The organism is Celeribacter sp. SCSIO 80838 (assembly GCF_056498065.1).
This window is the reverse complement of record NZ_JAZKMA010000001.1, coordinates 3275243-3298956: the sequence shown is the minus strand read 5'-3', so window position 1 is coordinate 3298956 and position 23714 is coordinate 3275243. Positions and strand designations below refer to the sequence as shown.

Genomic DNA, 23714 nt, shown 5'->3' with positions numbered 1-23714 from the left:
TCCGGGTTTCCGCGTTTGTCAAAGCGGTTCGGGGGCGATCAGCGGCGAACCTGACGTGCGCCGTCCGCACCCTTGACGATGATGGTGTGGATGCCTGCGATGGCGTCAAAGGAAAGCGAGCGCGCGGCGGTGATCCTGCGCTGGGCGCTTGTGCCGGCGGGGGCTGCGCCTTCGGGGGAGCGCAGGCGGAATTCGAGCACCAGCGTGTCGGCGCGCTCCGAGGCCACGGGGACCAGCTCGGCGTCGAAATAGCCGGTGGAGGGCAGGGCGGCGGTGGCGGTCACGATGGCACCGGAGGCGGATTGCACGACCTGAACGTCGCTGATCGTGGGGGCGAGCGGCCGGGTGTCGACGAAGACCGGATAGCCTTTCTTCGGGGCGAGGGATTTGATCGTCACGACCTGCTGGCCGTTCGCATCGACCGCGACGGGTTCGGATTTTCCGAACCAGTTGAGCGGGTTGAACCGCGACTCTTTCACTGAGGCGCAGCCCGCCAGAAGCGACAGAACCAGCCCTGAAATGATCACCTGACGCCGCATCGGCCTCTCCCTTTCACGTCCACGTCCAAAGGGCTACCCGAAAAGCGGCAGGTTGAAAAGGGCGGGTTGCTGTGCTGGACCTTTTCCGGGCGAACGCGTAAGGATTTGCGGGACGACAGGAGCGGTTCAAGGAGTGGATCATGGCGCGCGAAGAGTTTGAAGAGATTGTCGAAACCTTCGAGTTTCTCGATGACTGGGAAGACCGCTATCGCCATGTGATCGAGATGGGCAAGGCGTTTCCGCCGCTGGACGACGCCTTCAAAGTGCCTGCGACCAAGGTCGAGGGCTGTGCCTCTCAGGTTTGGTTGGTGCCGACAATCGAGGATGGCAAGTTCGAGTTTCAGGGCGCGTCGGATGCGATGATCGTGCAGGGGCTGATCGCGATCCTGCATGAGCTTTTTGCCGGGTTGACGGTCAAAGAGGTTCTGGCGACGGACGCCCATGCGGAGCTGGCGCGGCTCGGGCTTGACGAACACCTGTCTTCGCAGCGCTCGAACGGCTTGCGGGCGATGGTGCAACGCATCATGGAGACGGCGGAGCGAGCGGTCTGAGCCGGAGGCAGAGAGCGACCCTGACGCCGTTTTCGAGTATTTTGCAGCAAAGGAAACGCTGGTCCGGGGGGCGTCAGGCTCCGAGGAAGCGTTGCAAATCGCCGTAGCCGGTGAAGCGGCGCTCAAGCGGCAATTCGAGGCGGGCGGCGCAGGTTTTGGCGATTTCGGTGAGGGCCGGATCGTCGGTTTGCGCCAGATAGACGAGTTTCTCGTAATTGCCGAAATAGGCGTGGAGCAGGTCCGGGTAGCGGTCGAGGCCCAAGGGTTTCCAGACGAAGGCGTCGAACTGGCGGGCGAGGAAATCGGTGAGGTAATAGGTCGTCGGCTCGTCACGGTCGGGAAATTGGTCCATCCCGTCGAAAAACGCATAGCAATGCGGGGCGTCGATCATGGTGACGCCCTTTTTGTCGCACAACGCCTGTAACAGCCCGCCGGTGCCGCAATCGCCATAGGCGATGAGGATGCGGTCGTAATCCGCACGATGTTCGTCAATCGCGCGCTCAATGGCGGCGGGGATTTTCGACGGGTCGTTGTGCAGGATGGCGGGCAGGCAGGTGAGCGTCAGGTGATCCAGACCGTTGAGCCGGATGATCGCCAAGACCTCACGCGCCAGCGCGCCACAGGCGATGACGAGGGTCTTGCCTGTGCCGGTCTGCGCGAGGCCCTGATCGCGCAGGTTTGCATCCGTCAGGGCCTCATCGCTTATCCGGGAGATGTCGCTCACAACTGGTTATGCCGCGCGTGCACGAGTTTTTTCGCGGTCTCGACGGCAATCGCCGCATCGTCGCAATAGGCGTCCGCGCCGATGGCCCGACCGAATTCCTCGTTGAGCGGCGCGCCGCCGCAGAGCACGATGTATTTGTCGCGCAGGCCCTTTTCATGAAGCGATTCAATCACCGTTTTCATGTAGGGCATGGTTGTGGTCAGAAGCGCCGACATGCCGATGATGTCCGCGCCCTCGCGCTCGGCGGTGCCGATGTAGTTTTCGGCCTCGGTGTTGATGCCGAGATCAATGATCTCGAAACCCGCGCCCTCCATCATCATCGCCACAAGGTTTTTGCCGATGTCGTGGATGTCGCCCTTGACCGTGCCGATCACCATCTTGCCCATCTTGGGTGCGCCGGTTTCGACCAGAAGCGGTTTCAGGATCGACATGCCGCCCTTCATCGCCTGCGCCGCGCGCAGCACTTCGGGGACGAAGAGGATACCATCGCGGAAATCGTCGCCGACGATGGCCATGCCGGGCACCAAAGCCTTGGTCAGGATGTCATAAGGCGTCCATTTGCGGTCGAGCAAGATGGTGACGCCTTCCTCGATCTCTTCCTTGAGACCGTCGTAGAGGTCGTCCATCATCTGTTCGGTCAGCTCGCCGTCATCGAGTTCGGAGAGGATCAGATCGTCTTCATCAGACATGGGCGTTTCCTTTCGTCTGGAAATTCGGGCCGGTCGCGTTCAGGCGCTCTTGGCAAGTGTTCTCATTTTGTTCTAGTGTCGCAGCATGAGCCACGAATCCACGTTTTTCTTTTCCGACACGCTTCCGCTCGGCCTTGTGCCGAAAGCGCGGGGGGCGGGGTCGAATGCCTCCGGCCGGTTCGAACGGCTGGCGCGCGAGACCTTTCTCGACGGCTGGGACGCGGAGGTCGAGGCGAAGACTTTGGGCACCACCACGGTGGACGAGCGCCCGAAAAAGATCATCACCCGCAACGACAGTCCCGACATTCCGTTCGACCGCTCGATCAACCCCTACCGGGGCTGTGAGCATGGCTGTTCCTACTGTTTCGCGCGGCCCTCGCATGCCTATCTCGGCCTCTCTGCCGGTCTCGATTTCGAAACCCGGCTGACGCGGAAGATCGGCGCGGCGGAGGTTCTGGCGCGAGAACTCTCGGCCAAGGGATATGATGTGGCGCCGATTGCCATGGGCACGAACACCGATCCCTATCAGCCCATTGAGGCGCGCGACCGGATCATGCGCGGCATTCTGGAGGTGCTGCGCGATCACAATCACCCGCTGACGATCACCACCAAGGGCACGCTCATAGAGCGCGACATCGACATTCTGGCCCCCATGGCCCGCAAAGGGTTGGTGCAGGTGGGGATTTCGATCACCACGCTGGGCTCGCGCCTGTCGCGGCAGATGGAGCCCCGCGCACCCGTGCCCGCGCGACGGCTGAAGACCATCCGCGCCTTGAGCGATGCGGGCATTCCGACCCATGTCATGGCCGCCCCGATGATCCCGGCGCTGACCGATCACGAACTGGAGGCGATCCTGACGGCGGCGGCGGCACATGGTGCGCGCAGTGCGGCCTTTATCATGCTGCGGCTGCCTTTGGAGGTCGCGCCCCTGTTCGAGGAGTGGCTTGAGACCCATGTGCCGGATCGCGCCAAACGGGTGATGAATCGGGTGCGCGAGCTCAGAGGCGGCAAGCTCAACGATCCGCGCTTCGGTAAGCGGATGAAGGGGGAGGGCGAATGGGCGGAGCTGATGGCCAAACGTTTCGAGATCGCGCTCACCCGCACCGGGCTTGCGCGAAAGGGGCCGGGTCTCAGGGCCGACCTCTTTGCCGTGCCGCCGAAACCGGGCGACCAGCTTTCTCTGTTTTGACCGCAGACCCGACATGATCTCAGCGGCGGCGACGCCCGGAGCGTTCGCGTTTGGCCGGGCCCTTGTCGTCGGTGCCGTCCGAGGCGGAGGAGAAGCCGCCGAGTTTTTCGGCGATCTCTTCAAGCGTCGGGCGCGGGCCGCGCGGGCGGGTTTCCAGCGCGTGCTTCATCGCCTTGAGGTGTTCGGGCGTGGTGCCGCAGCAGCCGCCGATGATGCGGGCGCCGGCGTCGCGCGCCATGACGGCATATTCGGCCATCAGCTCGGGCGTGCCGTCGTAATGGATATGGCCGTCGACATAGCGCGGGATGCCGGCGTTGCCCTTGGCGATGATCGGGCGGTCATGGCCCTGTGCGGAAAAGCCCAGAACGGTGCGCAACAGATCGGAAGAACCGACGCCGCAGTTCGCGCCGTAAGCAATCGGCGGGGTCGGCAGCTTCTCGACCATGTTCGACAGTTCGGTCGAGGTGACGCCCATCATGGTGCGGCCCGCCGTGTCGAAACTCATGGTGCCGATCCACGGCAGCTCCGCCTTGGCGGCACCTTCGGCGGCGGCCTTGTATTCGTCGGGCGAGGAAATGGTTTCGATCCAGGCGATGTCGGCTCCGCCCGCCTTGAGACCCTTGGCCTGCTCATAGAACATCTCGACGGCGCGCTCGTAGGAGAGCGGCCCCATCGGCTCCATGATCTCGCCGGTCGGGCCCATGGAACCCGCGACGATCACCGGACGGCCCGCGGCATCGGCGACCTTGCGACCGATCTCGGCGGCGGCCTTGTTCAGCTCGAACACACGGTCTTCGGCACCGTGCAGTTTCAGGCGCGAGGCGGTGCCACCGAAAGAGTTGGTGAGGAAGATGTCGGACCCGGCATCGACCGCGCCCTGATAGAGCTTTTCGATGTTCTCCGGCTTGTCGACGTTCCAAAGCTCCGGCGCGTCGCCCGAGGAGAGCCCCATGTTGAACAGCGTCGTGCCCGTCGCGCCATCGGCCATCAGCCAGTCGCGGGTCTCGAGAAGTTTGGTCAGGGCGTCGGTCATGAGGCCTCCGGAGGTTTGCGGCACGAGGGTGCGCGCGGGGTCAAAAGGGGACCGCCCGGACGGGAGACCGCCGGGCGTTTGGGCTGATGTGCCACGTCTGGCCCGATTTATCAAATTCAATCAGGTCATAAAGATCATGAGGCACGGCACACATTGGCGTTGGGGGCCTGACTCAGCGGTGGCGGCCGGGGAACAGGCGCGAGAGGCGCAGGGTGCTGTGGGTGGCGAAACGGGCGGCCTTCATCGGGTTGCCGGTGGGCTTTGGCGGCGGCGCAGTGACCCGGCGCAGCACATCCATGGCGGAGACCGCCAGCGCGATGCGGGAAGGCGCGACGAGATAGAGGGTTTCCCAATGCGGCGCGAAGGCGGCTTTGAAGCGGCGCAGACCGGCGGCGCCGGAGCGGGCGAGGAATTTCGCGCGCAGACGCCGGATGAGCGGATCGCTGTCCTCGCCCTGCCACTGCACGGCAGCCAGAGACAGGCGCGGCACGCCCTGCGCCCGGGCGCTCTCGATGGCGGCGGCGATCAGGAGCTGGATCGTGCCGTCGGGGGCGGCGGGGCCGAAGCGCATGAGATCGAGGGTCATCTCGCTGCGGCTTTCGTGGAAGCTGACGAAGGCCACGAGATTGCTGCCCTGCCAGGCGAGGAAGACGCGTTGGCACGAGATGTAATCGCGATCGTATGTGCCCATGGAAAAGCCGCGCTCACGACCGCGCAACTGCAACCATTCGGCGGCGACGCGGTCCATCTGATCGAGCGGCAGGTGGTGATGGCTGGCCTCTGTGGTGCGGATGCCCGCCTCTTCGGCTTTGCGCAGAATGCGGCGGAGCTGGCGGTATTTCGAGCCGTCGAGGGAGAATTCAGAGGGGCGCAGCCAGGCCTCTTCCGCGGTGGGGAGCGCGCGCCAGCCGGCGGCGCGGGCGGAGGCGGCCATGCGCGCACCGCATTTGTAGATCGCGGGCATGCGGTAGCGCCGGGCGGCGGCGCGGGCCAGCGCCTCGCGCGTGGCGGAGGGACAGGCGCGGGCGGCGAGCGGGTCGGAGAGCATGACGAGCGATTGACCGATGGGCGCGGCAAGGCCGAGGCCGGTGCCGTCGCTGGCGGTCAGAAGCGAGAAGTCGCGGGTTCTGAGCAACCCGGCCTCGGCGCGCGGCGCGGCAAAGATCTGGACTTCGAGCTGGGGGGAGAGGAAGGGCTTGGGGTCGGTTTTGACCAGTTTCGGCTCCTGCGCCAGATTGCTTTTGCGCGGCCCGCGCAGGATGACGAGCGCGGAGATCGACGCCGGAATGACGTAATAGACCAGACGGAAGGCCACCACCGCGCCCAGAAGCGGTTCCAGCGGCACATTGGGCAGAAGCGAGGTGAGCGTCGCCTCGAACGGCCCGAGACCGCCGGGGGTGGAGGCGATGAGACCGGCGCCCAGAGAGAACAGATAGGCGGAGATTGTGTGGCCCAGAGGCAGGTGGAGATGTTCGGGCAGCAGCGCATAGAGCGCGAGACCGGCACAGATCGTATCGATGGCGGCCAGCCCGATCACGGTCGCCATGGTGCGCAGCGACGGCCAGGGGACGCGGACGAGCGGCCGGGGCGGGTAGATCGACAGGATCGCCATGGTAGCGGCCAGAAGGATCGCGCCGGTGGCGAGCGTCTTGATCCACGGCAGTTCCGGTTGAAAGAACATCAGGGCTGCGGCGGCGACCACGGCCCAGCCCGCAAGGAAGGAGAGCGCCACGGCGGCGGAGAGGCGCGCGGCCTGCCAGAGCGTCAGTTCGGGGAGCATGCGCCAGCGGATCAGCGTGCCGGTGAGCGCGCCGAAGCCCAAAAATTGTGCAAGCCCGATGGCGACGATGCCGCTTTTGCGCGCGGCGCGGTCGGAAATGCCGGTGCCGAGCTGGGCGTGGAGCACACGGTCATATTGGCCGACGGCCCAGAAACTGCCCAATGTGGCGAGGGCGGCCATGCCCCATTGCAGGGGGGCGATACCGGCGATGGTGGCGAGCACGGCGTGAATGTCGAGATGCGCCACCTTTTCCCACAGAAGCCAGCCGAAAAACAGCATGACGGCCAGCGGCAGGGCCTGTTTGCCGATGAGTTTGCGCAGGCCCGCAGGATCTGCGGGCTGCGCCTGGGCTGGCGGCGCGTCCGGACGCTGGGGCAGGTCGAGGGCTTTCTCGATCTCGATCGGACTGTGTTGCATCGGACCCGTGCTCCTCTTCTGGGCCGTTTCGGGGTCGCAGCGGGGAGTCCCATCTACGGTCCTGTCAGGCATAAGCGCGCTTTCCCAAGATTCGATTAAAGCGGACCGCCTTGACTGTGGCGCGACCGGGCGAGGATCATGGCACAGCGGTCTGTTTTTTTGTGGTCTGTTTTCGTGCGGCAGGTTTTCTTGTGGCCCGTCCTCTGCCGGGGCCGCTGTCCTTGGGGGATGCTGGGGGCCGGAGCCGGGGGCGGGTGTCTTGAACATGTCGGAGATGTGCGGAGAAAAACAAGGGTCCGTATGGGGATACGGACCCTTGCGCCTGTCACTTTGAGGTGAGGCTTTGGTGAGCGATAGCTGTCGCCGGAGCGTTAGCTGGCGGTCAGTTCGGCTTTGGCTTCGGCCAGAAAACCGGCGTATTTTTCGCGCACGGTCATGGCGGTGGTGCTAGGCCCGAGATCGGCGGCCACTTTGGCGATCACGTCTTCCGGGCCGGACTCTTTGAGATCGGCGCGGATCACCTCGGCGGTGTAGGTTTCGATCTCGCTGGCGGATTTCCCGAGTTTCTCGGCCGCCCATTGCGCGAGTTTGCGATCGGCGCGCGCCTCCAGGCGGAACTGAAGCTCGGCGTCATGCGCATATTTGCTTTCGAAGGCCGCTTCGCGTTCGTCGAAGGTGGTCATGGCAGGCTCCTCCTCTTAAACCTCTTGTTTGGAATTATGCCCTCGGAGGCGGGATCGGGCAAGGATGTAGATCAATGTCCTGATGAAACGTCGGGCAGGTCCGATGCGGGGTCAGGCGGAATTTCAGGAGGAACTCTTGGCCATGAGGGGCGCGGCCACCTTGCCCCCGGCGTTGCCTTGCCCTAAAGAGCGCATCTGAAGTGGCCGGTCGTAATGATTCCCGGCCCCACTAGCTTTGGAGGCCCCATGGCGCGCCGCAAGAAAATCTACGAAGGCAAAGCGAAAACGCTCTACGAAGGTCCGGAACCGGGCACTCTGGTGCAGTATTTCAAGGATGACGCGACTGCGTTCAACGCGCAGAAACACGCGACCATCGAGGGCAAGGGCGTGTTGAACAACCGCCTCTCCGAGTTCTTCATGAACGGTCTGACCGCTCTGGGCATTCCGAACCACTTCATCAAACGCCTCAACATGCGCGAGCAGCTCATCCGCCAGTGCGAGATCGTGCCGCTCGAAGTGATTGTGCGCAACTATGCCGCGGGTTCGATGGCGAAACGTCTGGGTCTCGAGGAAGGGCTGCGTCTGCCGCGTCCGATCATCGAGTTCTCCTATAAGGACGACGCGCTGGGCGATCCTTTGGTGCCGGAAGAATATATCATTGCCTTCGGCTGGGCGAGCCAACAGGATCTCGACGACATCGTGGCGCTGGCGCTGCGGGTCAACGATTACCTGTCGGGTGTGATGTATGGCGTTGGCATCCGTCTGGTGGATTTCAAAATCGAGATCGGCCGGGTCTGGGACGGCGATTACATGCGCCTGATCGTGGCCGACGAAATCTCGCCGGACTCGTGCCGCCTGTGGGACATCGAGACCAACCAGAAGCTCGACAAGGACGTGTTCCGTCGCGACCTCGGCTCGCTGACCGATGCCTATACGGAAGTGGCGCGTCGTCTTGGCGTTCTGCCGACGAACGGCCCGATCGAAGACGTCGACTCGCCCAAGATCATCAATTGAAAGCCCCGGAAGGCGCGACCCGAATAGCGTCAAAGGGACCACTGAGAGGAACGACTTCATGAAAGCCCGCGTTTTTGTCATGCTGAAAACCGGTGTTCTCGACCCGCAGGGCGCCGCCGTGCAACACGCGCTCGGCGCGCTTGGGTTCGAGGGCGTCAACGAGGTCCGTCAGGGCAAGGTGATCGAGCTGGACCTGGCCGATGGCACCACGGAAGCGACCATCACCGAGATGTGCGACAAGCTTTTGGCGAACACGGTGATCGAGAGCTACAAGATCGAAATTCTCTGAGGGATCAGAGGATTGGAATGAGAAAGCCGCCCCGGTTGAGGGCGGCTTTTTTGTTCTGTGACCTGAGTGACGTGTCAGTTTACCGCCAGCCCAGCGCCGGTGCGACCTCTTTCAGGATCGTTTCGATCACATGGACGTTGTAGTCGACGCCCAGCATGTTCGGGACGGTCAGGAGAAGCGTGTCGGCTTCGGCAATCGCCTCGTCCTTCTTGAGCTGCTCGATCAGACGATCCGGCGTGTCGGCATAGCCGCGGCCGAAGATCGAGCGGGTCTGGTCGATCATGCCGATCTGGTCGCTGTCCTTGCCGCCACGACCGAAATACATCCGGTCCATGTCGTTCACGAGGGCGAAGATCGAGCGGCTCACCGAAACACGCGGTTTGCGCGTGTGCCCTGCGGCTTTCCACGCCTCGCGGTATTCGCGGATTTGCTTGGCCTGCTGGACGTGGAAGGGTTCGCCCGTCTCGTCGTCTTTCAAGGTCGAGCTTTGCAGGTTCATGCCGAGCATGGCCGCCCATTTTGCCGTGGCGTTCGAGCCGGAGCCCCACCAGATGCGATCAATGAGCCCCTCAGAATGCGGCTCAAGACGCAGCAATCCCGGCGGGTTCGGGAACATCGGGCGCGGGTTCGGCTGGGCGAACCCCCGGCCTTCGAGCTGTTGCAAAAACACCTGAACATGGCGGCGGGCCATGTCGGAGGCGTCTTCGTCCTCGGCGGGCTGGTAGCCGAAATAGCGCCAGCCGTCGATCACCTGCTCGGGCGAACCACGGCTCAGACCAAGCTGCAACCGCCCGCCCGCGATCAGGTCGGCGGCGCCTGCGTCTTCGGCCATGTAGAGCGGGTTCTCATAGCGCATGTCGATCACGCCGGTGCCGATCTCGATCTTCGAGGTCTTGGCGCCGATGGCGGCCAGAAGCGGGAAGGGGGAGGCCAGTTGGCGGGCAAAGTGGTGCACGCGGAAATAGGCGCCGTCCAAGCCAAGCTCTTCGGCGGCGACCGCGAGGTCGATGGATTGCAGCAAAGCATCGGAGGCGGTTTGCACCGCCGAGCCGCGCTCGGGGGCCCAATGGCCGAAGGAGAGGAAACCGAGGGTTTTCATGACATATCCTTTCGTCACTGCCCGGAAGGGGCAGCGTGTTGCCATCTACGTAAGAAGTCGGGGCAGGGTGGGGCAAGGGGGCGCTCTGTTTGCTCAGGCACAGGATCGGTGCGCAGGAGGGAGGCGAAGAGGAAGGGCAGGCGCTTTGCACAAGATCCGGGTCGCCGCGATGCGGGGCTTTTTCTATCTGGAAAGACAGGAAAAGGAGTTTTCGCGATGATCTTTCAAGGACTGCCGACCCTCACCGCCCATGCGCTGCGTCTGGGCAAACCCGATGCCAACGGACAAGTGCCGGAATTCGTTCTGAACCCCTATGATGCCGCGCCCTGCCGTCATTGCCTGTGCAACATTCCCAAGGGGCATGGCATGTTGATCTGTGCGCATAGGCCTTTTGCGCAGGTCAGCCCCTATGCCGAGACCGGGCCGATTTTCCTCTGTGCCGCGCATTGCGCGCCCTATCGCGGCGAGGGGCTGCCGGAGGTTTTGACCAGCTCGCCGGAGTACCTGATCAAGGGCTATAACATCGACGAACGCATTGTCTATGGCACCGGGCGGGTGACGCCGCAGGCGGAGATCGAGACCTATTGCGCGGAGCTTTTGGCGCGCGACGAGATTGCCTTTGTCGACATTCGCTCGGCGCGCAACAATTGCTGGCAGGTGCGGGTGACGCGGTGAGCCGGGGGCAATGAGGCTTGCGCCACGGTCGGGAGGCTGTATCAAGGACGGGTCATTTCCCGTTGCGACAGGGTGTTCCCATGCGTTTCCGCGATCCCGCCTCCGCCTTTGTCTGTGCCCTCCTGACCACAGGCGCGGTTTTGCCCGGCTCGGCCCGCGCCGACGAGATCGCCCGGTTTCACCACAAGCAATGGCAGGCGGAATGCGGCCCGGACTATTGCACGCTTTTGCCGCGCGCCTATCCGTGGCTGGCCCTGATGCGAAGCAACCGGGGCGGGCCTTGGGTGCTGAGCGTCGAGGGTGGCATGGTGTTGGAGATGGCGCCGGAGAACGGTCATCTTGAGATTGACGACAGGCGTGTGGATTGGCCGCAGGAGGTGGAGTTTCCCTTTCCGCAGGCGTTGCTCGACGGGGCGGTGATCGAGTTTGCGCCCGAGGAGGAAGGGTTCAGCGAGGGGACGTCTCTGGCGGGGATCAAGGCCGGTGTGCTTTGGGTCGAGGAGCAGCAGGGCGGGGTGCCCCCGGCCCGGATGCTCACTTGGCGTCAACCGGATTGGGCCGCACTTGAGACGCGGGCCCGCGAGATCACCACGGAGATGTGCGAAGACTGGGAGATGTCCAGCTATGACGACCCGGCGGGGATCAAGCATGTGGAGGGACATCCCGAGATCAGGGTTCTGGCGCAATCCTGCTGGACGGCAGCCTATAACGTCGGCTCGAATGTCTATCTTCTGGGGCCTCTGCTCGACGGTGTGGAGCCGGTGCGCGCGGCGGGGCGTCACTTGGGAGAGGACCACTATGAATTCGGGCTTTGGGAGCTGTTGGATTATGCCGATGGCTTTGAGAGCCATTACAAGGGGCGGGGGATCGGCGATTGTTTCAGCACCGATCGGTGGCGCTTCGACGGGTTCGTCTACCGGCTTGAGCTTGGGATCGTCGATGACGACTGTGACACGAAAATCATCCCGAGGGTGGTCTGGCCGGAATAAGACGGGGCCGGGGTCCCGGTTCTTGTGTTTGAAGGCTTGATCCGAAGGCCGCCCCGGCGTATCAGGCGCCTAAACAGCCCTCCGCACAGCCCGAACAGGAGTTTCGCCGATGAAAGCCGCCGTTCTGCAATTCCCCGGATCCAACTGCGACCGCGACATGTATATGGCGCTGAAAAACGCCGGTGCCGATGTCACCATGGTCTGGCACAAGGATGCCGAGCTTCCGGCGGGTGTCGATGTGGTGGGTGTGCCGGGCGGGTTTTCCTATGGCGACTATCTGCGCTGCGGTGCGATTGCGGCCAATTCGCCGGTGGTGGCCTCGCTCAAGGCCCATGTCGAGCGCGGCGGCTATGCCTTTGGCATTTGCAACGGCTTTCAGGTGCTGACCGAAGCGCGGCTTTTGCCGGGGGCTTTGCTGCGCAACGCCGGGCTGAAATACATCTGCAAGACCGTGCCGCTGGCCGTCGAGACCACCGACAGCCCCTATACTTCGGCGTTTGCCCAAGGGCAGCATATCGGCATTCCTATCGCGCACCATGACGGCAATTTCACCGCCGACGAAGAGACGCTCGATATGCTCGAAGGCGAGGGCCGTGTGGCGTTCCGGTATCTCGACAACCCGAACGGCTCGAAACGCGACATCGCGGGCATTCTCTCGGAGAACCGCCGGGTGCTCGGCATGATGCCCCACCCGGAGCGCGCCGCCGAGGCCCAGCATGGCAATCAGGACGGCAAGCTGTTCTTTACCTCGCTGATGGAGGCTCTGGTTTCGGCCTGAGGTTCTGGCTGACCTGTTTCCGCCTAAACCCCTGCCGCACAGGCGGGAATTTGCTCAAATCGACGCAAACCCTGCGCATGCGGGGAGCGAGGCTGTGCGGCGGCCCCTTGCGGCGGGGCATGCGGCGGGCGTAATCTGGGCGGCATGAGCGAACGCGACATCATCGGGGGAAAACAGCGGGCTGAACGGAGTGCCGGACGGCGGTCCAGACGCGCGCGCACCATGGGCTGGGCCGGACGGCTGGCGCTTGTGGGGTTTGTCGCGGTGGCGACCGGGGTGATCTGGGTCAGCAATCTGCTTTTGACCGAACGCTACACCACGCTGACACGCAACCGCGCCGAGGTGCGTCAGGCGCTTTATGCCGGCAACCTGATGAGCGAGTTGCAGCGCAATTCCATCGTGCCGATCCTTTTGTCGCGGGACCCGATCCTTGTGGGGGCGCTGACCTCGCGGGATTTCTCGCAAACCTCGCAACATCTGATCGCCTATGTCGACGAGATCGGCGCGGCGGGGATCACATTGCTCGATGAAAGCGGGCGGGTGGTGGCGGCCACGGATCGCTCGCTTTTGAGCGCGAACAATCGCCAGTCGCCGTCTTTCATCGATGCGTTGCGCTCGAATGACACGATTTTCAAGACCACGGCGCTGGACAATAACGCCTATGAATTCAGCTATTCGCGCCGGATCGACGTGAACGGTGCGCTGGCAGGGGTGATTGTGGTCAAGGTCGATCTCGCCAAGTTCGAAAAGACCTGGGCGGGGATTTCGGATGCGGTCATCGTGGTAAATTCCGAGGGCAATATCATCCTGTCGACGGAGCCGCGCTGGCGCTCGAAGTCGGAGACGGAGGCGCTTGCCGCCCGCGATGCGCCCACCGCCATCGAGCGCGCCTTTCAACTGACCACCGACTGGTCCCCGGACCCAAATGAGGCCTATCTGGGCGGCGAGGCGGTGATGCGTCTGGAAAGCCGCATTCCGTTTCGCGGTTGGCGGATGACGTCGTTCACCACCTATTCCTCGGTGCGCGATGCGGTGAACGGGGTTCTGGCGCTGGAAATCATGGGCTTTGCCATTCTGCTGGCGGGGGCGTTTTATCTGACCTCGCGCCGCGCCGTGTCGCGGGCCGGGCTTTTCCAACGCGAAAGCGCCGAGCTGCGCCAGTTGAACGCCGCGCTGCAACGCGAGATCGCCGAACGCAAACGCGCGGAGAAGAGCCTTGAGGTCGCCGAGCAGACGCTGGCGCAATCTTCGAAACTTGCGGTTCTGGGCGAGATGTCGGCGGCGGTCAGCCATGAGTTGAACCAACCTCTGGCGGCGATGAAAACCTATCTCGCGGGGGCGCGGCTTTTGATCAAGCGCAAGCGCTCCGAGGAGGCTTTGGCGTCCTTCGGGCGGATCGACGATCTGATCGAACGCATGGGCGCGATCACCAAACAGTTGAAATCCTACGCCCGCAAAGGTTCGGATCAGTTGCAGCCGATCGACTTGCGTGAGTGCGTGTCCTCGGCATTGTCGATGATGGAGCCGCAGTTCAAACAGGGCGCGGTGGAGATCATCCGAAGCCTGCCGCCGGAGCCGGTGGTGGTCGATGGCGACCGGGTGCGGTTGGAGCAGGTTTTGGTGAACCTGTTGCGCAACGCTTTCGACGCTTCGAAGAATTCGGACGAGCCGCAGATCGAGATCCTCGTGACCGGCGGTGTCGCGGGCGGCACTCAAGCAAGCGTGACCGTGCGTGACAACGGCACCGGGATCGAAGACCTCGACACTTTGTTCGAGCCTTTCTACACCACCAAGGCTCCGGGCGACGGGGTTGGCCTCGGGCTTGCGATCTCGTCCGGGATCGTCACCGAACTGGGCGGGCGGCTGATGGCGCGCAACCGTCCGGGGGGCGGTGCGGCTTTTGAAATGGTGCTGCCTCTGTCGGAAGAGGCGAAACACGCGGCGGAATGATCCCGTCCACACGTTCAAGGTCCGATAAGGGCCGGAAGAAGAAGGGAAGAGACCATGGCGACGGCAATGAAAATCGCGATTGTCGATGACGAACAGGACATGCGGCAGTCGATCAGCCAATGGCTGGCGCTTTCGGGGTTCGACACCGAAACCTTTGCGAGTGCCGAGGACGCGGTCAAATCGCTGGGCGCGGATTATCCGGGCGTGGTGATCACCGACATCAAGATGCCGGGGATGGACGGGATGCAGTTTCTGAAAAAACTGATGAGCGTCGACAGCGGGTTGCCCGTGATCATGATCACCGGCCACGGCGATGTGCCGATGGCGGTGGAGGCGATGCGGATCGGCGCGTTCGATTTCCTCGAAAAACCGTTCAACCCGGACCGGATGACCGAACTGGCGAAGAAAGCCACCAATGCGCGCCGACTGACGCTCGACAACCGGATGCTGCGCCGCGAATTGTCGGACGGCACCGGGATCATGAACAAGCTGATCGGGGCAAGTCCGGTGATGGAGCGTCTGCGCGAGGACATTCTCGATCTCGGTCAGGCCGACGGGCATGTTTTGATCGACGGCGAGACGGGGACCGGAAAAACGCTTGTGGCGCATGCGCTTCATGCCGTGGGCACGCGGGCCTCGAAGAAATTCATCACCTTCGCCTGTGCGGGGCGCGATGAGGCGGACCTGACGAAACGGCTCTTTGGGCCGGACCCGGACGGACAGATTCAGCCGCTGATCGAGGAGGCGCGGGGTGGCACGCTTGTGCTCGAAGATGTCGAGGCGATGCCGATGCCGCTTCAGGCGCGGTTGCTGAAATGGATGGACGAGCAGGGCACGCCGCCGGAAACCCGCGTCATTGCGATCTGCAACCTTCAGGAACAGGGGCGGACCTGCGAGTCTGCGCTGCGCCCGGATCTCTATTTCCGGCTTGCGGCGATGAAGATCACCACGCCGCCGCTCAGACAGCGGGGCGAGGACATCCTGTTGCTCTTTACCCAATTGTCTCAACAGTTTGCCGAGGAATACGGCTGCGACGCGCCGGAGGTTTCGGCGCAGGAGGCAGCGCAACTGTTGCAAGCACCCTGGCCGGGCAATATCCGCCAGTTGATCAATGTGGCGGAGCGCTCCGTGCTGCAAAGCCGTCGTGGCTCTGGCTCGATCACCTCGCTTCTCCTGTCGGAAAGCGACGCACCGGAACAGCAGACGATGACGACTGAGGGCAAGCCCTTGAAAGAGTACGTCGAAGCGTTTGAACGCATGCTGATCGACAATACGATGCGGCGGCACAAAGGGTCGATCGTGGCGGTGATGGACGAGCTTTGCCTGCCGCGCCGGACGCTGAACGAGAAGATGGCCAAATACGGTTTGCAGCGCTCGGATTACCTGTAATTCACACGCATGAAACGAAAAAAGGCGCTCCGTCACGGAGCGCCTTTCCACATCCGAGGTCGGGGGAGTGCCTCAGATGTGATCCGCGACCCATTTCGCATAGGCCTCCATCCAGGATTTCAGGAAAGCCTCGGTGCCTTCGGTGACGATGTTGCCGTCTTCGTCGAACAGGTTCCACAGGTTGCCGATATAGGCTTCGGGCTGCTGCATGGTGGGCATGTTCAGGAACACCAGCGGCTGACGCAGGTGGTGGTTGGCGCCGAAGCCGCCGAGGCCGGAGGGGCTTGCGGTCACGATCCCGGCCGGTTTGCCACCCCAGACGCTGGCACCATAGGGGCGCGAGCCGACGTCCAGCGCGTTCTTGATCGCGGCGGGAACCGAGCGGTTGTATTCCGGCGTCACGAACAAAATGCCGTCGGCGGCTTTGATGTCGTTGCGGAACCGGGTCCAGCTTGCCGGTGGGGTGTCCAGATCTTCGTTGAAGAAGGGCAGGTCGCCGATCTGCACGAAATCGAATTCCATGTCGGCAGGTGCGAGTTTGGTGAGGGCTTTGGCGAGTTTCAGGGTCTGGGAGTCCTTGCGGAGCGAGCCGACCAGAAGAGCGATACGGGTCATGATATGTCCTTTCGGGATGCGCGGGGTTCTGCGCTTTTTTGCTAATTTCTGTAGTTTAAATATATCTTCTGATTGAAAATGAACATAGTGACTTGTGTGCAGCGCGGCACTCGGTCTCTGTTCTCTTGCACAAGGCAGGGCATGGTGGCGCGGCGTGAAGGCGAAGATGCGCAAGGGAGTGTTAACCATTATGCCGTTAATTTGAGGCGAATCCGCCGGAAAGCCCGTCACCAGAGGCGAAAATGGCGTTTCGATGAATTTGCGTGTTGTCTAAAGGCAGATGCATCACTACTGATATAAGAACGCAGGTCCGTCGGGCGCTTGGCCGTCCCGGAAACCGCGTAAGACAGATTCGCTGCATGCGTGTGTTGGAACTCAGGGCCATTCCCGAGGCTTCCCCGCAGAGCAGACCGATACCGTCGGAGGCATGACAAAACCCCCGGCACGAACCGCCCGAAGCCTTATAGACAAGGTCAGAGGGATTTGAACGGGCGCCGAGGGGCAGATGCCTCGCTAAGCGCCGGAGAAGAACCGCGATGCAACGCGCAGAGGCAAGATCAGAGCACAGAGCGGGCGCTAGCGCCCCCGCCGTCTTGCCCGCACTGCACGCCCCAAAATATCACCCGGATCAACGCGTCATCTTCGGACACGGAGGTGCGCCCGTTTCGGGTGCCGGAAGACAGATTCAATGGCAAAGAAAATGCTCATCGACGCCACCCACGCGGAGGAAACCCGCGTTGTGGTGGTCGACGGAAACAAGGTCGAGGAATTCGACTTTGAATCGGAAAACAAACGCCAGCTCGCTGGCAACATCTATCTCGCAAAGGTAACCCGCGTCGAGCCGTCCTTGCAGGCGGCGTTCGTGGATTACGGCGGAAACCGTCATGGGTTCCTCGCCTTCTCCGAGATTCACCCGGATTATTACCAGATCCCGCTGGCCGACCGTGAGGCGCTGCTGGCTGAGGAACTGGAATATGCCAAGGCTCAGGAAGAGGAAGAGGAAAAGCCGAAGCGCTCGCGTCGCTCGCGGTCCCGGTCCCGGTCCAAGACCCGTGCCGAGGAGGTCAAATCCGCGGATGCGATCGAAACCCGTGAAGTTTCGCTCGACGAGGCCGATCAGGATGGCGCCTCTGTGGCAGGCATGGATGTGATCGAACCGGAGGCCTCCGAGGCCGACGCGATGATCACGGATGCGGCCGTGGTCGAGGACACCGGTTCTGAGGACAGGGGCTCTGTCGAAGAGGGCACGTCGCCTGCGTTCACCGTGCATGACACGCCGGTCGAAGAGCCGGAAGAGGTTGAGGCGGAAACCGTCGCGGAAGAGGTTGTTTCCGAGGATGGAACTTCTGAAGACGAAACCTCTGAGGATGACGCGCCCGAGAGCGACGACGAAGACGACGAAGAAGAAGACGATGCGGAGGCCGCAGAGGCCGATGACGGCATCGAAAGCGTTGCCGACGACGACACCACCGAAGAGATCCGCCCGCGTCGCAAACCGCGTCCGCGCAAATACAAGATCCAGGAAGTCGTCAAAGTGCGCCAGATCATGCTGGTGCAGGTCGTCAAGGAAGAGCGCGGCAACAAAGGCGCGGCGCTCACCACCTACCTGTCGCTGGCCGGTCGCTATTGCGTGCTGATGCCGAACACCGCGCGTGGCGGTGGCATTTCCCGCAAGATCACCAATGCCGCAGATCGCAAGAAACTCAAAGAGATCGCAGGCGAACTTGAAGTGCCGCAGGGCGCCGGTCTGATCATCCGCACGGCGGGCGCACAGCGCACCAAAACGGAGATCAAACGCGATTACGACTATCTCAAACGCATGTGGGAACAGATCCGCGAGCTGACGCTCAAATCGGTGGCGCCCGCGAAGATCTACGAAGAGGGCGACCTGATCAAACGGTCGATCCGCGATCTTTACTCGAAAGACATCGACGAGGTGATCGTCGAGGGCGATGGCGGCTATCGCGAGGCCAAGGACTTCATGAAAATGATCATGCCGTCCCATGCCAAGAACGTGAAGCATTATGGCGAGAGCCTGCCGCTGTTTGCGCGCTATCAGGTGGAAAGCTACCTCGCCGGGATGTTCAACCCGGTGGTGCAGCTCAAATCAGGCGGCTACATCGTGATCGACGTGACCGAGGCCTTGGTCGCCGTGGACGTCAACTCGGGCCGGGCCACGAAAGAGGGCTCGATCGAGGAAACAGCGCTCAAGACCAACCTTGAGGCCGCCGAAGAGGTGGCGCGTCAGGCGCGTCTGCGCGACTTGGCCGGTCTGATCGTCATTGACTTCATCGACATGGAAGAGCGCCGCAACAACACGGCGGTCGAGAAGCGTCTGAAAGACAAACTCAAAACCGACCGCGCGCGTATTCAGGTGGGCCGCATCTCGGGCTTTGGCCTGTTGGAAATGTCGCGTCAGCGCCTGCGTCCGGGGATGTTGGAGGCCACGACCCAGCCGTGCCCGCATTGTCACGGCACCGGTTTGATCCGCTCCGACGACAACATGGCGCTCACGATCCTGCGCCAGATCGAAGAAGAGGGGACGCGCAAACGCTCCCGTGAGGTTCTGCTCAAGGCGCCGGTCGGGATCGTAAACTACCTGATGAACATGAAGCGTGAAAAGATCGCCCAGATCGAGACGCGCTATGGCATGGCGGTGCGGATCGAAGCCGATCCGTTCCTGATCTCGCCGGATTTCTCCATGGAGCGGTTCAAGACGGCAACCCGCGTGGTGCCCGAAGTGGTCGCCCCCGTGATCTCCGCCTCTGCCGATCTGATGGCGGATTACGACGAGGAGATCGAGGACGAGGATCTGGTGGAAGACGAGGCCGAGGCTACGGAAACCGCTTCGGAAACCGTGTCCGAAGAGGTTTCGGAAGAGACCAATGGCGACGATCAGAAGCCGAAGAAACGCCGTCGCCGTCGTCGTCGTCGCAAGAAAACCGATACGGTCGACGGGCAGGAGACCGGGTCCGAGGACGGCTCTGAGGAGAGCGCCGATGACGCTTCCGAGGAAGACGACAGCGCCGAGGGCGAAGCGGATGTGACGGCCGATGCGGTGAGTGAAGACGCCGCTCCGGTTGAGGCCGAAGCCAAGCCGAAGCCGCGTCGCAAACGTCGGACCAAGGCTGAGATCGAGGCGGAAAAAGCCGCGAAAGCTGCCGAAGGCGAAGCGGTCGGGGAGGCCACTGGCGCCGAGGAAGCTGCGCCGGTTGACGCGGACGCCAAGCCGAAACCGAAGCGCAAGCGCCGGACCAAAGCGGAGATCGAAGCCGAAAAGGCTGCGAAAGCCGCTGAGGCTGAGGCTGCCGAAGCGCCGGTTGAGGTTGCGGCAGAAGTTGTGACGGAGGCTCCGGTGGAAGCTCCTGTCGAGGCCGTGGCAGAACCGGAAGCGCCGGTTGCCGAGCAGATCGTCGAGCCTGTCGCCGAAGCACCCGCAGACTCTGTGCCGGTTGCAGAAGAACCGGTCGCAGAGCCGGTGATCGCGGAGCCTGTTGCAGAGGAACTGCCGGTGGAGCCGGTTGTGGAACCGGTTGCCGAAGAGGCAACGCCCGAGCCGGAAATGGCAGAGGCGGGTGAGCCGGAAGCCGCGCCCGAGGCGGATGACAAGCCGAAGCGCCGGGGCTGGTGGAGCCGCTGAGCGTCCCGAAAGGACTGAAAAAAACGGCCGGGTCTGTCCCGGCCGTTTTTCATTTTGTTGTCGCTTTGGGAACCGTGTGAGCCACTGAAACATCCCCCAACGGGAATGTGAGGCGCTGCGACACAGGAGGCGCTAGGCGGGGCGGCGGTTTTCTGGCATGAGGCTCACATGTTCGGAATTGATCTTTTTGACGCAACGCTCCTGCCTTCGATGCTCGTGGCCCTCGCCGCGGGCATGGTGTCGTTTCTGAGCCCCTGCGTTCTGCCCATCGTGCCGCCTTATCTCGCCTATATGTCCGGGATTTCCATGAATGAGCTCACGGGCGGCGGCAAAGGCTCGCGCAAGGCGATCCTGCCCGCGCTGATGTTCGTTCTGGGCCTCTCGACCGTGTTCCTGTTCATGGGCTTCACAGCCTCGGCGTTTGGGATGTTTTTCCTGAAAAATCAGGTGCTTTTCTCGCGTATCTCCGGTGTTGTGATCATCATTCTGGGCCTGCATTTCCTGTCGGTGTTCCGCATTTCCATCCTTGACCGCGAGGCACGGCTGGATGCGGGCGACAAGGGCGGCACGGCATTCGGGGCCTATATCCTCGGGCTGGCATTTGCTTTCGGCTGGACGCCCTGCATCGGGCCGCAACTGGGTGCGATCCTCTCCATGGCCGCCTCCGAAGGCTCGGTGTCGCGCGGCACGACCCTGCTTGCGACCTATGCCATCGGGCTTGGCCTGCCGTTCCTCCTGTCGGCGATTTTCATCACCCGCGCGGTCGGTGTGATGAACCGCCTGAAACGCCACATGGGGCTGATCGAGAAAATCATGGGCGGGCTGTTGCTGCTCGTGGGTCTGCTGATGGTCACCGGGGCGTTTTCGCGCCTATCCTATTGGCTTTTGGAAACCTTCCCGGCGCTCAGCCAATTGGGTTAATAGGGCTTAATTTCGCCCAAAACCCGCGCTAGGTTATCGGAAACGTTGAAGGTTTTCGGTATGAGCGAGCAGGGCAAAGAGGTGACGCGGCGCCGGGTGTTCTACATCCCGGGCTACGATCCGATTCCGCCGCGCCGTTACCGTGAGCTTTACCGCAAGGAAGGCGCGGCGCAGGCGGAGATTTCTGGCTATACGCTCAGCCTTTCTCCGAAAAAGGGCCGCAATTTCGGTTGGTCCGTCGAAGCGGAGATGGACGGCCAGCAGACCCGCAGCGAGATTGACGTTCTCGTGTGGTCCGACATCGTGCAGCAGAGCATGGAGGCGGGGATTTTCCGAACCTATCTGATCCTCGCGCGCACCGCATGGACCTATATTTCCACCGGCGCTCTGTTTCGGTTGATGAAGCTCCGGCGCGGGCCGGTGATTGCCGCGCTTTATCCGATCGGGGTGCTTTTGGCGCAGCTTTTGATCGCGATCCTGGTGCTTGCTCTGGTCACATGGATCGGTCGCCTGCTGGGCAGCGCCTGGATCGGTCTGGTGCCGGGCCTGCTCGTGGCCTATCTGCTCTTGCGCTGGTTCAAGGCGAAAGACGGCAAGATTTTCGCCTATTATCTGATGCATGACTACGGGTTTTCGGCCCGTTGGCGCGGCGCCGATCCGCCCGCGTTGCGTGCGCGGATGGAGGACTTCCGGTCCGAGATCGCAGTGGCGCTGACGGAGGAGTGGGATGAGGTTCTGGTGGTCGGTCACAGCTCCGGCGCGCATCTTGGTATCCAAATTCTGGCCGATCTGATCCGCAGAGGCGAGGTGCCGGAGCGAGGTCCGGTGCTGTCCTTCCTCAGCCTCGGCCATGTCGTGCCGATGGTGTCTTATTTGCCGGAGGCCAAGGTTCTGCGCCGTGATCTGGCCTATCTGTCGACCCGTGACGAGTTGTTCTGGCTCGATGTGACGGCACCGGGCGATCCGTGTTCTTTCGCGCTTTGCGATCCGATCAAGGTCTCTGGCGTCGCGCCCGCGGATCAGAAATGGCCCCTCGTGATCTCGGCGGCCTTCACCCAGACGCTCAGCCCAGAAAAACAGGCCAGCCTGAAACGCCGCTTCTTCCGCCTGCATTTTCAGTATCTTTGCGCCTTCGATTGCCCCGGAGAGTACGACTATTTCAAGATCACAGCGGGCGGCGAGACATTGGCAGCGCGCTTTGCCGGGGCCGTGCCAAGCCCCTCGCGGATCGGCACACCGGCCAATAGATTCAAGGATATGGCGCCATGATCCCGCCGAAACCAACGCCGCGCCCCGAGAAAACCAGCCTGCGCAATTACGTTAAACTCTTCCGCAAAGACATCCTGTCGGCCCAACCGGTCAAGCTTTATCGCGCCTGGATGGCGGAATATAAAACGCCGTTTTTCCGCAGTTTTCTGGTGAACCAACCGTCGCTCGTAAAACGCGTGCTCAATGAGGAGCCGATGAACTTCCCGAAATCCGGGCGCGTGGCGGAGGGGCTTCGGCCGCTTCTGGGCAATTCGGTGTTCCTGACCAATGGCGACACATGGCTGAAACAACGCCGCATCATCGACCCGGCTTTTGAGGGCGGGCGGCTGAAGGATACGTTTCCGGCAATGCTCGGGGCAGGGCAGGCGATGGTGGCGCGGCTCAAAACCCAAGAAGGTTCTTTCGACATCGAACCCTTCGCCTCGGAGGGCGCGGCGGATGTGATTTTCCGCACGCTCTTCTCGATCCCGATCACGCATGAGGCGGCGGCCAAGGTGTTCGACGAGTTTCAGGGCTATCAACGCGCCCAGCCCATTCTCAACATCGCGGCCTTTATCCCGCTGCCGAACTGGTTGCCGAGGTTCCATCGCAAGAAAACCCGCGAGGGGGCGAAAGCGATCCGCAAGCTGATCACCGATCTGACCTCGGCACGCATGGCGGAGATTAAAGTGGGCACCGCGCCCGACGATCTGGCAACCAAGATCATGACCACCGCCGATCCGGTCACCGGAGATCGGTTCGACACCGAAGAAATGGTCGATCAGGTGGCGATCTTTTTCCTCGCCGGGCATGAAACCTCCGCCACGGCGCTTGGCTGGGCGCTTTGGCTTTTGGCCGCAAACCCGAAGATTCAGGCCCGCGCGGCGGAGGAGGCGTTGAGTCTGCCCGACGCGCCGTCTTTCTCCGATCTGTCGAAACTCCGCTTTATCAAGGATGTGTTCCGCGAGACCCTGCGGCTCTACCCGCCGGTGCCGATGATGGTGCGCGAGGCGAAATGCCCGGTGCGGTTTCGCGAACGCGACGTGCCGAAAGGCGCGCAGATTGTGCTCTCGCCCTGGCATCTCGGGCGGCATGAGATTTTCTGGGAACGGCCCGATGAGTTTGACCCGGACAGGTTCAAAACCGAGAATGGCAAGGCCTGCCTGCGCGATGCGTTCATCCCGTTTTCCTCCGGGCCGCGCGTCTGTACCGGCGCCGGGTTCGCCATGGTCGAGGGGCCGCTCTTTCTTGCGCTTATCCTGCGCGCCTTTCGGATCGAAACCGTGGCCGGGAAAACGCCCGTGCCCGTCGCCCATCTGACCGTGCGCTCGCAAGACGGCATCTGGCTGAGACTCACGCCGCGCTGATCGGGCTTTCCGATGGCGAAAATACTCATTCTCCCGTCTGACCAATGGAAACACCTGTTCCGACATGGTGCGAAAAACCGGAACGCCCTCCCTCTCTCTTTGCGGCTCTCTTGAGTTTGGGGAATGGGCGTCCTA

General features: G+C 62.5%; 21 protein-coding genes. 13 read left to right on the top strand and 8 right to left on the bottom strand.

Annotation, left to right across the window (positions count from 1 at the left end):
- Positions 1 to 38: 38 nt before the first annotated feature.
- Positions 39 to 539 (bottom strand): hypothetical protein, encoded by a 501-nt coding sequence (locus tag V1475_RS16435; protein ID WP_479413620.1) that lies wholly within the window; start codon positions 537 to 539, stop codon positions 39 to 41.
- Between the two features lie 140 nt (positions 540 to 679).
- Here V1475_RS16435 and V1475_RS16430 point away from each other — a divergent pair, with 140 nt between their 5' ends.
- Complete coding sequence (locus V1475_RS16430) at positions 680 to 1090, top strand: SufE family protein (RefSeq protein WP_434286800.1); 411 nt, start codon at positions 680 to 682, stop codon at positions 1088 to 1090.
- Positions 1091 to 1163: 73 nt separating this feature from the next.
- On the opposite strand, the gene V1475_RS16425 is transcribed toward V1475_RS16430, so the two are convergent.
- Positions 1164 to 1814 (bottom strand): DUF1638 domain-containing protein, encoded by a 651-nt coding sequence (locus V1475_RS16425; RefSeq protein ID WP_479413619.1) that lies wholly within the window; start codon positions 1812 to 1814, stop codon positions 1164 to 1166.
- Positions 1811 to 2503: a corrinoid protein gene (locus V1475_RS16420; protein ID WP_434286802.1), complete on the bottom strand. Its 693-nt coding sequence runs from the start codon at positions 2501 to 2503 to the stop codon at positions 1811 to 1813. The genes V1475_RS16425 and V1475_RS16420 overlap by 4 nt, the downstream gene beginning before the upstream one ends.
- 85 nt (positions 2504 to 2588) lie before the next feature.
- On the opposite strand from V1475_RS16420, the gene V1475_RS16415 reads away from it, so the two are divergent.
- Positions 2589 to 3692: a PA0069 family radical SAM protein gene (locus tag V1475_RS16415; RefSeq protein WP_479413618.1), complete on the top strand. Its 1104-nt coding sequence runs from the start codon at positions 2589 to 2591 to the stop codon at positions 3690 to 3692.
- A 19-nt stretch (positions 3693 to 3711) separates the two neighbouring features.
- Here V1475_RS16415 and bmt read toward each other — a convergent pair whose 3' ends face one another.
- The 3 genes from bmt to V1475_RS16400 form a co-directional block, all read right to left on the bottom strand.
- Positions 3712 to 4725 (bottom strand): betaine--homocysteine S-methyltransferase, encoded by a 1014-nt coding sequence (gene bmt / locus V1475_RS16410; RefSeq protein WP_479413617.1) that lies wholly within the window; start codon positions 4723 to 4725, stop codon positions 3712 to 3714.
- 172 nt (positions 4726 to 4897) lie between these two features.
- Entirely contained in the window at positions 4898 to 6922 is a 2025-nt protein-coding gene (locus tag V1475_RS16405) for a phosphatidylglycerol lysyltransferase domain-containing protein (protein ID WP_479413616.1), read from the bottom strand.
- Between the two features lie 371 nt (positions 6923 to 7293).
- A complete protein-coding gene (locus V1475_RS16400) occupies positions 7294 to 7605 on the bottom strand; it encodes a DUF1476 domain-containing protein (RefSeq protein ID WP_479413615.1) in 312 nt (103 codons plus the stop codon).
- A 246-nt stretch (positions 7606 to 7851) separates the two neighbouring features.
- On the opposite strand from V1475_RS16400, the gene purC reads away from it, so the two are divergent.
- Together purC and purS are read left to right on the top strand one after the other, a co-directional pair.
- Positions 7852 to 8619, top strand: coding sequence for a phosphoribosylaminoimidazolesuccinocarboxamide synthase (purC, locus tag V1475_RS16395; RefSeq protein ID WP_434286808.1), 768 nt, complete (start codon positions 7852 to 7854; stop codon positions 8617 to 8619).
- Positions 8620 to 8677: 58 nt separating this feature from the next.
- On the top strand, positions 8678 to 8908 hold the full coding sequence (gene purS / locus V1475_RS16390) for a phosphoribosylformylglycinamidine synthase subunit PurS (protein ID WP_434286809.1): 231 nt from the start codon (positions 8678 to 8680) through the stop codon (positions 8906 to 8908).
- A gap of 79 nt (positions 8909 to 8987) precedes the next feature.
- Here purS and V1475_RS16385 read toward each other — a convergent pair whose 3' ends face one another.
- A complete protein-coding gene (locus V1475_RS16385; RefSeq protein ID WP_479413614.1) occupies positions 8988 to 10007 on the bottom strand; it encodes an LLM class flavin-dependent oxidoreductase in 1020 nt (339 codons plus the stop codon).
- 216 nt (positions 10008 to 10223) lie between these two features.
- On the opposite strand from V1475_RS16385, the gene V1475_RS16380 reads away from it, so the two are divergent.
- The 5 genes from V1475_RS16380 (at position 10224) to V1475_RS16360 (ending at position 15788) form a co-directional block, all read left to right on the top strand.
- On the top strand, positions 10224 to 10682 hold the full coding sequence (locus V1475_RS16380; protein ID WP_479413613.1) for a DUF1203 domain-containing protein: 459 nt from the start codon (positions 10224 to 10226) through the stop codon (positions 10680 to 10682).
- A gap of 80 nt (positions 10683 to 10762) precedes the next feature.
- Positions 10763 to 11671: a DUF1176 domain-containing protein gene (locus V1475_RS16375; protein WP_479413612.1), complete on the top strand. Its 909-nt coding sequence runs from the start codon at positions 10763 to 10765 to the stop codon at positions 11669 to 11671.
- A 109-nt stretch (positions 11672 to 11780) separates the two neighbouring features.
- Positions 11781 to 12449 carry a phosphoribosylformylglycinamidine synthase subunit PurQ gene (purQ, locus tag V1475_RS16370; protein ID WP_434286814.1) on the top strand — a complete coding sequence of 223 codons (669 nt, stop codon included), beginning with the start codon at positions 11781 to 11783 and terminating at the stop codon, positions 12447 to 12449.
- Between the two features lie 222 nt (positions 12450 to 12671).
- Positions 12672 to 14399 (top strand): sensor histidine kinase, encoded by a 1728-nt coding sequence (locus V1475_RS16365; RefSeq protein ID WP_434290851.1) that lies wholly within the window; start codon positions 12672 to 12674, stop codon positions 14397 to 14399.
- Positions 14400 to 14453: 54 nt separating this feature from the next.
- A complete protein-coding gene (locus V1475_RS16360; RefSeq protein ID WP_434286815.1) occupies positions 14454 to 15788 on the top strand; it encodes a sigma-54-dependent transcriptional regulator in 1335 nt (444 codons plus the stop codon).
- A gap of 72 nt (positions 15789 to 15860) precedes the next feature.
- On the opposite strand, the gene V1475_RS16355 is transcribed toward V1475_RS16360, so the two are convergent.
- Entirely contained in the window at positions 15861 to 16403 is a 543-nt protein-coding gene (locus V1475_RS16355; protein WP_479413611.1) for an NADPH-dependent FMN reductase, read from the bottom strand.
- Between the two features lie 688 nt (positions 16404 to 17091).
- Here V1475_RS16355 and V1475_RS16350 point away from each other — a divergent pair.
- The 4 genes from V1475_RS16350 (at position 17092) to V1475_RS16335 (ending at position 23579) form a co-directional block, all read left to right on the top strand.
- Positions 17092 to 20043, top strand: a complete 2952-nt coding sequence (locus V1475_RS16350; protein WP_479413610.1) for an Rne/Rng family ribonuclease — start codon at positions 17092 to 17094, stop codon at positions 20041 to 20043.
- Between the two features lie 168 nt (positions 20044 to 20211).
- A complete protein-coding gene (locus V1475_RS16345) occupies positions 20212 to 20964 on the top strand; it encodes a cytochrome c biogenesis CcdA family protein (protein WP_434286818.1) in 753 nt (250 codons plus the stop codon).
- Positions 20965 to 21024: 60 nt separating this feature from the next.
- The gene (locus V1475_RS16340; protein WP_479413609.1) at positions 21025 to 22233 is read left to right on the top strand and encodes a hypothetical protein; all 1209 of its coding nucleotides are present in this window, start codon (positions 21025 to 21027) and stop codon (positions 22231 to 22233) included.
- Positions 22230 to 23579 (top strand): cytochrome P450, encoded by a 1350-nt coding sequence (locus V1475_RS16335; protein WP_479413608.1) that lies wholly within the window; start codon positions 22230 to 22232, stop codon positions 23577 to 23579. Before V1475_RS16340 ends, V1475_RS16335 begins: the two co-directional genes overlap by 4 nt.
- Positions 23580 to 23714 lie beyond the last annotated feature (135 nt).

What these genes read in the sequence shown, in the direction of transcription:
- V1475_RS16435 (WP_479413620.1), bottom strand. Translation starts at nt 539, where the DNA reads ATGCGGCGTCAGGTGATCATTTCAGGGCTGGTTCTGTCGCTTCTGGCG.
- V1475_RS16430 (WP_434286800.1), top strand. Translation starts at nt 680, where the DNA reads ATGGCGCGCGAAGAGTTTGAAGAGATTGTCGAAACCTTCGAGTTTCTC.
- V1475_RS16420 (WP_434286802.1), bottom strand. Translation starts at nt 2,503, where the DNA reads ATGTCTGATGAAGACGATCTGATCCTCTCCGAACTCGATGACGGCGAG.
- V1475_RS16415 (WP_479413618.1), top strand. Translation starts at nt 2,589, where the DNA reads ATGAGCCACGAATCCACGTTTTTCTTTTCCGACACGCTTCCGCTCGGC.
- bmt (WP_479413617.1), bottom strand. Translation starts at nt 4,725, where the DNA reads ATGACCGACGCCCTGACCAAACTTCTCGAGACCCGCGACTGGCTGATG.
- V1475_RS16405 (WP_479413616.1), bottom strand. Translation starts at nt 6,922, where the DNA reads ATGCAACACAGTCCGATCGAGATCGAGAAAGCCCTCGACCTGCCCCAG.
- V1475_RS16400 (WP_479413615.1), bottom strand. Translation starts at nt 7,605, where the DNA reads ATGACCACCTTCGACGAACGCGAAGCGGCCTTCGAAAGCAAATATGCG.
- purC (WP_434286808.1), top strand. Translation starts at nt 7,852, where the DNA reads ATGGCGCGCCGCAAGAAAATCTACGAAGGCAAAGCGAAAACGCTCTAC.
- purS (WP_434286809.1), top strand. Translation starts at nt 8,678, where the DNA reads ATGAAAGCCCGCGTTTTTGTCATGCTGAAAACCGGTGTTCTCGACCCG.
- V1475_RS16385 (WP_479413614.1), bottom strand. Translation starts at nt 10,007, where the DNA reads ATGAAAACCCTCGGTTTCCTCTCCTTCGGCCATTGGGCCCCCGAGCGC.
- V1475_RS16380 (WP_479413613.1), top strand. Translation starts at nt 10,224, where the DNA reads ATGATCTTTCAAGGACTGCCGACCCTCACCGCCCATGCGCTGCGTCTG.
- V1475_RS16375 (WP_479413612.1), top strand. Translation starts at nt 10,763, where the DNA reads ATGCGTTTCCGCGATCCCGCCTCCGCCTTTGTCTGTGCCCTCCTGACC.
- purQ (WP_434286814.1), top strand. Translation starts at nt 11,781, where the DNA reads ATGAAAGCCGCCGTTCTGCAATTCCCCGGATCCAACTGCGACCGCGAC.
- V1475_RS16365 (WP_434290851.1), top strand. Translation starts at nt 12,672, where the DNA reads ATGGGCTGGGCCGGACGGCTGGCGCTTGTGGGGTTTGTCGCGGTGGCG.
- V1475_RS16360 (WP_434286815.1), top strand. Translation starts at nt 14,454, where the DNA reads ATGGCGACGGCAATGAAAATCGCGATTGTCGATGACGAACAGGACATG.
- V1475_RS16355 (WP_479413611.1), bottom strand. Translation starts at nt 16,403, where the DNA reads ATGACCCGTATCGCTCTTCTGGTCGGCTCGCTCCGCAAGGACTCCCAG.
- V1475_RS16350 (WP_479413610.1), top strand. Translation starts at nt 17,092, where the DNA reads ATGGCAAAGAAAATGCTCATCGACGCCACCCACGCGGAGGAAACCCGC.
- V1475_RS16345 (WP_434286818.1), top strand. Translation starts at nt 20,212, where the DNA reads ATGTTCGGAATTGATCTTTTTGACGCAACGCTCCTGCCTTCGATGCTC.
- V1475_RS16340 (WP_479413609.1), top strand. Translation starts at nt 21,025, where the DNA reads ATGAGCGAGCAGGGCAAAGAGGTGACGCGGCGCCGGGTGTTCTACATC.
- V1475_RS16335 (WP_479413608.1), top strand. Translation starts at nt 22,230, where the DNA reads ATGATCCCGCCGAAACCAACGCCGCGCCCCGAGAAAACCAGCCTGCGC.